The organism is Microbacterium sp. NRRL B-14842, from assembly GCF_050470785.1.
Map to the genome: position 1 here is coordinate 1 of NZ_JBFLUM010000093.1, position 9,223 is coordinate 9,223.

Annotated in this window: 13 protein-coding genes; 3 read left to right on the forward strand and 10 right to left on the reverse strand. The window is 67.5% G+C overall.

All coding sequences use genetic code 11. The annotated features are described in order from the left end of the window. Positions 1-144: 144 nt before the first annotated feature. The 3 genes from AB1285_RS26820 to AB1285_RS26830 all read right to left on the reverse strand — a co-directional run bounded on the left by AB1285_RS26820 (position 145) and on the right by AB1285_RS26830 (position 965). Positions 145-357 carry a hypothetical protein gene (locus AB1285_RS26820; protein ID WP_429978241.1) on the reverse strand — a complete coding sequence of 71 codons (213 nt, stop codon included), beginning with the start codon at positions 355-357 and terminating at the stop codon, positions 145-147. A gap of 126 nt (positions 358-483) precedes the next feature. After that, the gene (locus tag AB1285_RS26825; protein ID WP_429978242.1) at positions 484-729 is read right to left on the reverse strand and encodes a hypothetical protein; all 246 of its coding nucleotides are present in this window, start codon (positions 727-729) and stop codon (positions 484-486) included. After that, on the reverse strand, positions 726-965 hold the full coding sequence (locus AB1285_RS26830) for a hypothetical protein (RefSeq protein ID WP_429978243.1): 240 nt from the start codon (positions 963-965) through the stop codon (positions 726-728). The genes AB1285_RS26825 and AB1285_RS26830 overlap by 4 nt, the downstream gene beginning before the upstream one ends. 337 nt (positions 966-1,302) lie before the next feature. Between AB1285_RS26830 and AB1285_RS26835 the strand changes: the two genes are divergently transcribed. Together AB1285_RS26835 and AB1285_RS26840 are read left to right on the forward strand one after the other, a co-directional pair. Beyond that, complete coding sequence (locus AB1285_RS26835; RefSeq protein WP_429978244.1) at positions 1,303-1,431, forward strand: hypothetical protein; 129 nt, start codon at positions 1,303-1,305, stop codon at positions 1,429-1,431. Next, positions 1,431-2,180, forward strand: a complete 750-nt coding sequence (locus AB1285_RS26840) for a hypothetical protein (protein WP_429978245.1) — start codon at positions 1,431-1,433, stop codon at positions 2,178-2,180. Before AB1285_RS26835 ends, AB1285_RS26840 begins: the two co-directional genes overlap by 1 nt. A gap of 40 nt (positions 2,181-2,220) precedes the next feature. Here AB1285_RS26840 and AB1285_RS26845 read toward each other — a convergent pair whose 3' ends face one another. The 6 genes from AB1285_RS26845 to AB1285_RS26870 form a co-directional block, all read right to left on the reverse strand. Further along, positions 2,221-2,469, reverse strand: a complete 249-nt coding sequence (locus AB1285_RS26845) for a hypothetical protein (RefSeq protein ID WP_429978246.1) — start codon at positions 2,467-2,469, stop codon at positions 2,221-2,223. Positions 2,470-2,747: 278 nt separating this feature from the next. Next, positions 2,748-3,260, reverse strand: a complete 513-nt coding sequence (locus AB1285_RS26850; RefSeq protein WP_429978247.1) for a hypothetical protein — start codon at positions 3,258-3,260, stop codon at positions 2,748-2,750. 478 nt (positions 3,261-3,738) lie between these two features. Further along, positions 3,739-4,044 (reverse strand): hypothetical protein, encoded by a 306-nt coding sequence (locus AB1285_RS26855; protein WP_429978248.1) that lies wholly within the window; start codon positions 4,042-4,044, stop codon positions 3,739-3,741. Positions 4,045-5,745: 1,701 nt separating this feature from the next. Continuing rightward, a complete protein-coding gene (locus tag AB1285_RS26860; protein WP_429978249.1) occupies positions 5,746-6,390 on the reverse strand; it encodes a hypothetical protein in 645 nt (214 codons plus the stop codon). Positions 6,391-6,475: 85 nt separating this feature from the next. After that, the gene (locus AB1285_RS26865) at positions 6,476-6,898 is read right to left on the reverse strand and encodes a hypothetical protein (protein ID WP_429978250.1); all 423 of its coding nucleotides are present in this window, start codon (positions 6,896-6,898) and stop codon (positions 6,476-6,478) included. 60 nt (positions 6,899-6,958) lie between these two features. After that, positions 6,959-7,333 (reverse strand): hypothetical protein, encoded by a 375-nt coding sequence (locus tag AB1285_RS26870; protein WP_005050838.1) that lies wholly within the window; start codon positions 7,331-7,333, stop codon positions 6,959-6,961. Positions 7,334-8,085: 752 nt separating this feature from the next. On the opposite strand from AB1285_RS26870, the gene AB1285_RS26875 reads away from it, so the two are divergent. Then, on the forward strand, positions 8,086-8,340 hold the full coding sequence (locus tag AB1285_RS26875) for a DUF1643 domain-containing protein (RefSeq protein WP_429978251.1): 255 nt from the start codon (positions 8,086-8,088) through the stop codon (positions 8,338-8,340). Positions 8,341-8,565: 225 nt separating this feature from the next. On the opposite strand, the gene AB1285_RS26880 is transcribed toward AB1285_RS26875, so the two are convergent. Beyond that, complete coding sequence (locus AB1285_RS26880) at positions 8,566-8,910, reverse strand: hypothetical protein (protein WP_005050845.1); 345 nt, start codon at positions 8,908-8,910, stop codon at positions 8,566-8,568. Positions 8,911-9,223 lie beyond the last annotated feature (313 nt).

Sequence of the window (9,223 nt, forward strand, 5' to 3'; positions counted from 1 at the left end):
TGGGAGGACGGCGGGTCGCCGGGAGGGACATGGCGGCGAGCGCGGCGAGCGCTCGTCAGGCTGCGGTGTGGCGCCTGTCCTGGGAGGGGAACGGCGTTGCGCGGTTCCCCTGGTTGTGGGTCTGTGGGTTCTCCCTCTACTCAGTTAGTAGTGAATGTGACATTTACTAGGGTAGGTGTTTCCTGCCCGGAGGTCAAGTGGCGATCTGGCCTGCATCTGCTGGATCAGCTCGCGGGTGTGCGCGGTCCTCGTCGGCGGGGCCGAGCCTTCCCAAAGGTCGGGGCGGTTCTCGTGGATCCAGGCGCAGATGGTGGCCCAGTCCGCGACGCCGGACGGGTGCTGGTTGATGGTTGCCATGGTGTCCTCCCGGATCGTCGGCTAGTGAATGTGACATTCACAGCTTAGGGAGGGGGTCGGACATCGCTGGGGGACATCGCGAGTGCGTCACTGAGGGCGGCGAGTTGCCGCCGCCCTCAGCTCGGTCTATTGCATCTGTCTGGCGATGCCGGCTGCGGCGCTGACGACTCGACGGGGGATGCCGAAGATTTCGGGAGGGCCGGACGCGACGCCGTTGCTCCACACCTTTCCGACGCGCCATCCGATGGGGAACCGGAGGGTGGTCGTGGTGTAGGTGGCCCCGGATTCGAGGGGGCCGGCGATCACACCGAGGGGGCTGACCTCGACGTACCACCGGCAACGGTCCTTGGAGCCGCCTTCGTGGCCGTTCATGCGCCGGCGTTCTCGAGCGGCTGCGCGACGTGTGCCGGCAGGGCGCGTAGCGCGGCGCGGGTCACCCACTCGTCGGCGGTCTCGTCGAACTGGCCGAGCTCGATGATCGGCCCCTGGTCGTCGTGGTGGATGAACAGCGACCCGTACTCGCGGCCGTCGACGTACAGGTAGATGTTCCCGGCGTAGGCGCCGATCTCGCCGTTGTCGAACAGGCCCGTCGCGGGCGTCGGGTTCACCCAGGTCGATCTCTTCCTGGCGGTGCCCGAAGTTGAGGGTGAGCTTCATGGTGTCCTCCGTAGTAGGTGGTGAATGTGACATTCATAGGCTACGGTGGGGGTCCGACATTGCGCCGGCGAGCGAGCGATGCACTCTGTGTCCGCGAAGCAGCCGGGATGCGGCCTATACCCCTCAGACGGGCACAAGCCGCGACGAGAGGAGGAGCGATGCCGAGTCGCGAAGAGGTAGACGACGTCCTGCAGCGCGTGGGGCTGGCGCGATCTCGTACTACCAGAGATTCACATCGACGAGCCGGACTACACCGTCGACACCGACGTTGATTGGTGCCTCGAGCCGGTGACCGACCTGACCGATGAGCAACGCGCCCCGCTGCGAGAGGCGGTCGGCCTGGCGATCACCAACCCGACAGCTCACCGGTACGCCCTGTTCCAGACGTTGCTCGAGCTGGCGCCAGCGGAGTCGTAATGTCCGCCGGCGTCGACGACTCGTCGGCGCGACCGGTTGGCGGACCAACCGACCCTCACGCGGCATGGCTGCGAGCGGGTCAGGCACGCCAGCAGGCGAAGCGCGCCGAGCAGGAGCAGTCGGCTGCGGCGAGCGCTGCGGCCGATCCGAAGCGGGACTACGCGAAGCGGTATCGCGAGGAGCATCGCGAGGAGATCCGCGCGTACCGGGCGAAGTATCACGCGGAGAACCGTGACGAAGTGAACCGGAAGAACCGGGAGTACATGCGGGAGCGGTCGCGGAAGATGCGAGCGCAGAAGGAGCGGCGCGAGAAGGACCGCGAGCGGGTGCGGCGGTGGACCGAGGCTAACCGTGAGCGCAAGCGCGAGACGATCAGGCGGTGGCACGCGGAGCACCCAGAGAAGACGGGCGGAGTACTCGCGGCGCTACTACGAGGCGCAAACCGTGACGCGGTGCTGGCCAGGGCGAGACAGCGTCGAGATCAGAGCCCGGAGAAGGTGAAGGCGTCGTCGCGGGACTGGCAGCAGCGCAACCGGGAACACCTGACCGAGTGGCAGCGGCAGTATCGGGCTGAGAACCCGGATGTGTATGAGCGGGCGCTGCAGTCCAACCGTGAGTCGAAGCGGCTGGCTCGCCGCCTCAAGTCGTTGGGGTTGCCGGCAAAGCGCGTGCGTCGGTCCCCCGGCAGCAGAGCGGCGAGCGGCATGAGGCGGAGTCGCGGGAGTTCTTCGAGCGGGACCGGGCGGTGAGCGCGCGGAAGCGGGTCATGGCGGAGTACACACCGCTGGATCAGGCGGCGCTCGAGGCGAGGCGGGCGAGGTCGCCATTGGCGCGTCGACGGATGCGCAGCTGTCGCGGTTCCGGCGGCAGCTGCGCACGGGCGCGGGCAGGATATCGGAGATCCGTGAAGAGGTTCGGATGGATGCCGTTGCACGGCGACTGCGGGGAGACAGCCTCGACGCGCCCGCGGAGCTGCGTCAGCGGGTCTTCGACGCCGCGGGAGGCCAGAGTACCTCGCGGGCGGGTGGCGATCGCCATACGGCGGCGCTGATGCTCGAGGAGTCCCTAGATGGGCTGGTCAAGCCTGTCCGCGCTCCCGGATGGGCGGGGGATGGTGTGGGTGCCGGAGCACACGCGCGCAGGACGGGAGATCGCCGGTCACTGGCGCCGGCGCCCCGGCGCGTGAGCAGCTGCGCGGTGAGGACTGCGGGGCGTCCCTGTGTGGGGCGCCCCGCACTCGCTCAGCTGGCTGCGGCGAGCGCGTAAGCTGCGTGCCCGCCAGCGGGGGATGCGCACGCGCACGCCGTGGTGGTCGATCACGCGGAGCACGTCCGCGCCCTTCGACCCTCGAAGACGGTCTCCGTGGTGGTCTGCAGCCCTCCTCCGAAGGTGAACGGCTCTGCGAAGCGGATGTGGTCGCCGCGGCGGACGCGGGGCTGGCTTCCTCGAGCTCGAGGTTCGCCCAGCAGGCGGCGCGCCACTGGTTGGCGTACTCGTGGTCGGTCGGGGTGAGGGCCTCGAGCACCCGGCGGGGTGCGTGGACTGCGCCGGGGCCGACCGTCTCGTCCATGTCCTTGTACGTGAAGTTGTAGTAGCTGGACGGGGCGACGGAGTAGAGCAACGACGAACGCGAAGACCTCCCCGGCGTGGGGGTGGCCGTCGTTGTAGCGCACCGCGGCGTAGAACTCGTAGGGCCAGTCGTAGCTCCCGCCGATGTAGTCGGGGTCGCGGCGGGTGCCGCTGGCGATGATCGTGGCGTTGGTGAAGTAGTCCGCGAAGTAGTCGCTGACGCTGACGCCGGCCGTCTTGTGAGTGGATGTGGCACCCATGGTGTCCTCCTCGGTTGCTAGTGAATGTGACATTCACAGGCTAAGGGAGGCCTCCGACATCGCCGACGTGACAGCAACAACGACGGGCGGCGGGTATGGCGAGCGCGAGCGCGGGGCCGAGCTCGGGGGAGAGCGAAGGGGCTACCAGGCCTCGGGTCAAGAAGTTCGTCAGCGACATCGACGAAGTAGTCGTCGTCTTCACTCCATGCGTAGAGGCCCTCGAAGACCACGCCGATTGCAAACGTCATCACGACGAGTCCGCCCCAACGGCCGATGAACTCCGAGTAGGAGTCGAAAGCTCTGTGCTCTCTGGCTCGCACGAAGATCTCGGTACATGATCTTGCTTTGACTCCTCGTCCCAGCGTTCGGTGAAGGATGGCGCGCGATTGCCCGGTGAGAACCTCGTCCTCGAACCAGGAATCCAGGAGGCTGAGCGTCGTCCCGATGATCTGCGCGGGGGTTGGTTCTTCGTCGGGGGTCATCCCGGTGAGGAAGTCGGAGAAGTCTTCGTAGTCGGCCTCCCACAAGTACTCTGCAGCGAGCCGTATCGCGCGGAACGCCTCTTTTCGAGCCTCACCTGTAGCACCGCCATGATGAAGTTGTGACGTTGGATCGCCACCTGTAGGCCATCGTTGATCTCGTCGATTGTGTAGGCCTTGCCGCTGTCGAGGTCGATGTCACTTTCGAGAAGCAGCGGCTTGAGCTGCTTGAAGAGTTCAGCTGCCAGCCCTGTCTCTACACGCCGCCCGAAACTGTCGCGGCCGCTGCTGTCTACGTTGGGCATGAACGAGTCTCCTCATCAGGCGTCTGTAGCTCAGACCATAGCCGAGGGGTCTGTTGCCCGGAGCCGGGACATCGCCTGTGGTGCCGTGAGACGATGCGTCGATGAAGACGACCCATCGCGACGGCGAGGCGGGTGGGCTGCGGATGCCGGCCGTGTGGGATCGGCCTCGCTCGAGGCGGTCGGGTTCGTGGGGTTCGTTCGATTCGCGGATCTTGCGGCCGCGAGGGTGCCGACTGAGGCGGGGATCTACGTGGTGCTGCGTCCGGCGGCGACGTCGCCGGAGCTTGCTCGAGCTGACGCGAGCGCGGGCGGGATCCGCCTACCCTTTGGATGACCTCGCGGCCTCGGTGGGTGTCGGGGACGCCGGTTGCTGTACATCGGCAAGGCAGAGGCGAAAGTGGGCGGGCTGCGCAAGCGGCTGGGGCAGTTCGCGCGGAAGGGTGCCAGCCACCAGGGCGGGCGTTCGATCTGGCAGCTGGCCGATCAAGACGAGCTGCTCGTTGCGTGGGTGACGACGCCGAGGAGTCCGCGGAGGACGTGGAGGTTCGCTACCGCGCCGCGTTCGCTGACGTGTTCGGTCGCTTGGCCGTTCGCGAACCGGAGCGATGAGGGCAGCGGTTGATGAGAGGGGTTTCGCCGGGGATCTAGGTTGCTACCGCGGGCCTGTGTACGCTCTCGGCCATGAGGGCAGACAGGTTTGAGGACGTGGAACTTGGCGCGTTTGAGCGCTTCTATGACGAGCGACCCTTCGAGGGGCGCAGCTATCCGGCCCATACTTCGAGACCGAGATCGCGTCGGGCATGAAGCGCGGGTTAGCGGTGTCCGTGGAGGGGCCTACGGTCGATGACGCGCGGGCGCTCATGGATCAGGTGAGGGCCATTATCGCCCGCCCGCTGCCCACCCACGAGATGTACTCTGCGGCTGCTCGAGACATTCCCCAAGGCGTTCCCCTGGAATACCCCAAGACAGATGAGCTATGCGTCACGCCGAGTGCCATTTGCGTCGGAAGGGAGGGAGACTACTCAGTCCACTTCGACGTCGACTCGGAAGACGACACTCAAGTCGACTATTGGCCTGTCGTGTGGCTTGGACCGTGACGGCAACATTTCTGAGCGCTCACGCCGATGGCGGACGTGGCGAATATCCCGGAGGTCGGGACTACACCCTCCCGGAGGCGACCGAGGCGTTGGTGCGATCCTGGCCGTCGAAGAACATTTGGGCAGAGGACATCGCGACCCGTCTGGACAAACTGGACGGGCTGGGCTGAGCCCCGCGTTCGTCGACGGGGCCCAGCGCGGCGGTGTCAGCCTCGTGCGGCTGCCAGCTCAGCGTCGATCCGGCGCCGCTCGCCGCCGGGTGAGTGCTGCCCAGCAGCACGACGCGGCGATCCCATGCGACCTCACCCGTGAGCGAGTCGACCCAGTCGGTGACGTCGGCGCGCTGCGCCTCGGTCAGCTGGTCGACGGCCAGGCGGGCAGGATCGTATCGGGCAGGGTGAGGGTCTTGCGCAGGTACTCGAAGTCAACCTCGTTGCGCCAGGCGCGCTCCGACTCGATGAACCGGTCGATCTGCGCGTTTGTCGGGGTGCCACTGGCATCCGCCGATGCAGGCCTCCTCGGGGTCGACGGACTGAAACCAGACGGCGTGTACGGTGCGGTTGGTGGTCATGGCATCCTCCCGGATTGCTAGTGAATGTGACATTCATAGGCTACGGGGGCCTCCGACATTGGCAGCGGCGAGCGCCGCGAGGGGGCGGGGCGGGCGGTGTGCCCGCCCCGCCAGGGGTTGGGTTACTCGCGCTCCCAGTCGGTTGACTTCCGCGTCGATCGAGTCGGCGACGTAGTTGTCGGATCGGAGCGACTCGATCACCGTCTTCGACGGTGTACGCCTCGATCGCGAGGTCTTCCGCTTCGTCCGACGTGCGGGCGGTGACCGAGACGGTACGCGCTGGGTCAGTGTGACGGAGAGGGTCACCCGGAAGTCGCGCTCGCGCGGGGTGCCGCCGATCGCTTCCACGAGCCGGTCGTACTCGGAGCAGAAGCCCTCATCGTTGGCGATCTGCTCACCCTTCTCCCAGATCGCCGCGAGCCGGTCGTCGGCGGCGTCGGTGATCGGCAGTCGCAGCCTGTCGATCTCGCGCTGCTGCCGTTCGACGGTCAGCGCGAGATCCGCGGCCTGCGCCTGGGCGGCGACGAGATCGGGCCTGCGTGCGGGCCATCTCCCCGACGTAGGCGCCGCGCCGCTCGGTGACCGGGGCGGGCATGTCGAGCTGGCCCTGAGCGAACTCGATGTTGGTGGTGGTTGCCATGGTGGTCCTCCTTGGAACGTAGGCGGTGAATGTGACATTCACAGGCTACGGGGGCCTCCGACATTGCTGCGGCGAGCGCGGCAGTGCCCCGCCGGTAGATCCCGGCGGGGCACTGGGGGAGGTTCAGCTGGCGGGTGGTGTGAGTGCCGCGAGGAGTGCTCTGAGGGCGTCCACAGCCCCGTCACGGGCCTCGAAGACGGCATCCATGGTATCGGCCTCTGTGGAGCGCTCGGCCTCCTCGATCGCCGCCTGTGCGGCGCCGGTCAGCTCGCGCAGGCGGGCGGTGTCTGCGGCGAGCGCGAGGGGTGCTCCGTGCTCGGTGATGTGCAGCGTCCATCCGTCGCCGGTCGGGGTCGCCCCACACGGTGGCGATCGCCTGTCCTTCGGCGTTGTCGAAGTCGACCTTGCCGAAGTCGTCGCCGTGGTGGGCGAGGATGCGTGCTCGGTCGTCGACGGGGCATCGAGTACAGGTGGGAGTTGCTCGGCGTCCAGGTCGCCGGTTCGGCGCGCTGGCCGGTGTCGTAGGGAGTGAGTGCGGTGGGTCATGGCTGGTCCTTTCGTCAGAGGGTCGGGGGGGGCGGGGCGCGGTGCCCGCCCCCGGTGGTGTCAGCGGGTGAGCAGCCCGGCGATGATCCTGTCGACGGACTCGGCCGAGACCGTCACGGCGCAGGGGATGCAGACCTCTGTGCGGGTGTGGCGGATGTCCTCGTGGTCCAAGATCGTGACGACGTAGTTGCGGGCGTCCTGGACGCCGCACTCGGCGCAGGAGTATCCGACCGGCGGGGCGTCGGTCTCGGTGTCGTCGTCGATGCCCTGGCGGGCCAGTTCGACGGCCTGGCCGACCCAGTAGGCGACGGCCTGGTCGTCGACGACGAACGCGCCGTCGTCGATTGCCTCGATGAGCGAGCCGCCGTGGTTGCTGGTCATCCGCTCGAGGATCGTCCGCGAGATCTCGTCGACGGTGAGTGGTGTGGGTGCCATGGTGTCCTCCTTGGAACGTAGGCGGTGAATGTGACATTCACAGGCTACGGGAGGCCTCCGACATTGCTGCGGCGAGCGCGGCAGCGCCCCGCGGTAGATCCCGGCGGGGCGCTGGTGGGGGGGGTCAGTCTTCGCCGGGGAGGGCGATGATGATGCCACGCCTGGCCGGTGAGGTTGTACCCCTCGATGCTCACGCGGAGTCGCTGGCGGCTGGCGGTGGTGGCGGTGCTCGGTTTGCCGGAGCGGGTGCGTTCGCACGCGCAGCACGTAGGTCTCGCGCGGGACGAGATCGCCGGCGACCTGGCGGGCGGTGGGGCGGATGACGTTGAGCACGTCCCAGAATCGGGCGTCCTCGCTCTGCCAGTCGCCCTCCGCGGGTCCACTAGCACCGCGGCCTCGTAGGCGGCGCGGGTGAGCAGTACCGTGAGCCGGTATCCGGCCTCGAGGGCGGTGGCGGGGGTTGAAGTGCAGCAGCAGCCCGTCTGCGACGGCCTCCTCTGCGGTGTAGACGGCGATGATTTCTGCGCCCTTGAACGGGTTTTTCGCTCTGCTCGGTCATGGTGTCCTCCCGGATCGCTTGCTAGTGAATGTGACGCTTACACTCTAAGTGAGGGGTCAGACATTGGGCCCGGCGGGTGAGCGCAGGACGATGGGGAGACGGCGGCGTGCATGACTGAGACGTGGATCTACGAGCGCACGGCGGACAACTCTGCGCGCTTCGTGCTGGGGACGGTGGGGCGGTAAACCCTCTCGTGTGCGTCGGTGTGAACCCCAGCACCGCGGCGCCGGGAGACCCGGATCGCACCGTCAGCAAGGTCATGGGGTTCGCGGCCCGAAACGGGTTCGACAGCTGGGTGATGCGAACCTCTACCCGCAGAGATCCCATCGACCCCAAGGGCAATGCACCTGGTGCACGACCCCAGCTGCAAGCCGATAAACGAGCGACACATCGCCGATCTCATCGGCGGAACGCCAGCTCACGATCGTCGCCGCGTGGGGCGAGCTGATCCGATCCCGCCCTTACCTCCCGCAGATGCTTGAGGGCATCGCCTCGGTGACGGATGCCTCCGGCTGTGACTGGGTGTCGATCGGCGATCCTGCTCAAGAGCGGGCACCCCCGGCATCCGTCACGCGCCCGCTACGCCTGGCCGTTGCAGAGCTTCGACGTGGCGAGCTATCTGGCCTAGACGTGACGGTGCCCGCCGATTGATCCCGGCGGGGCACCGTTGCGGCTATTCCTCGTCCTCCGACCATTCCAGGCGGGGGTCGAAGTGGAACCGCTCGCGGGCCTCGTTGTGGGCGAGGTCGTCGCTGCGGGCCACGTACTCGTCCTCGCTGAGCCGGGAGCCGTGGCCGTTCGCCCAGGGGAGCGGGTCGCGGTCACCGTCGCTCTCGGCCAGCCAGGTCTCGCGGATGATGTGGTCAGCGGTGCCGGTGTGCCCCAGCTCGTCGAACAGGTCGGCGAGGATGCGGCCCTCGGTCATGTTGATCGAGCTGAACACGTCGTCATGCCACCTGCCGATCATGTCGGCCGCGGCCGCGACGACGGCGAGGTCGGGGATCGTTCCGCTGCTCATCGCTGCACCTTCCCCAGTCCCCAGTCGGCTCGTTCCTCGTCGGCCCATCCACACGGCCCGGTCGAGCGCGTGGTGAAGGTCGACGCCGCGCGCGTCGGCCAAGTGCACGAGATCCGTGAGCAACGTCCCGGATCGCTCTGTCCGGCTCGCTCGGCTCGTCGTCGTACCAGGCCGCGATGAGCGTGTCCGTGCGGAACCGCGAGCGCTGCATGGTGTCGGTCTCGGTGTTCGCGTGCAGCTCGCGGCTCATCGTGAGCTCGAGCTGCGTGGTGGGGTTTGCCATGGTGTCCTCCAGGATCGTTGGCTAGTGAAT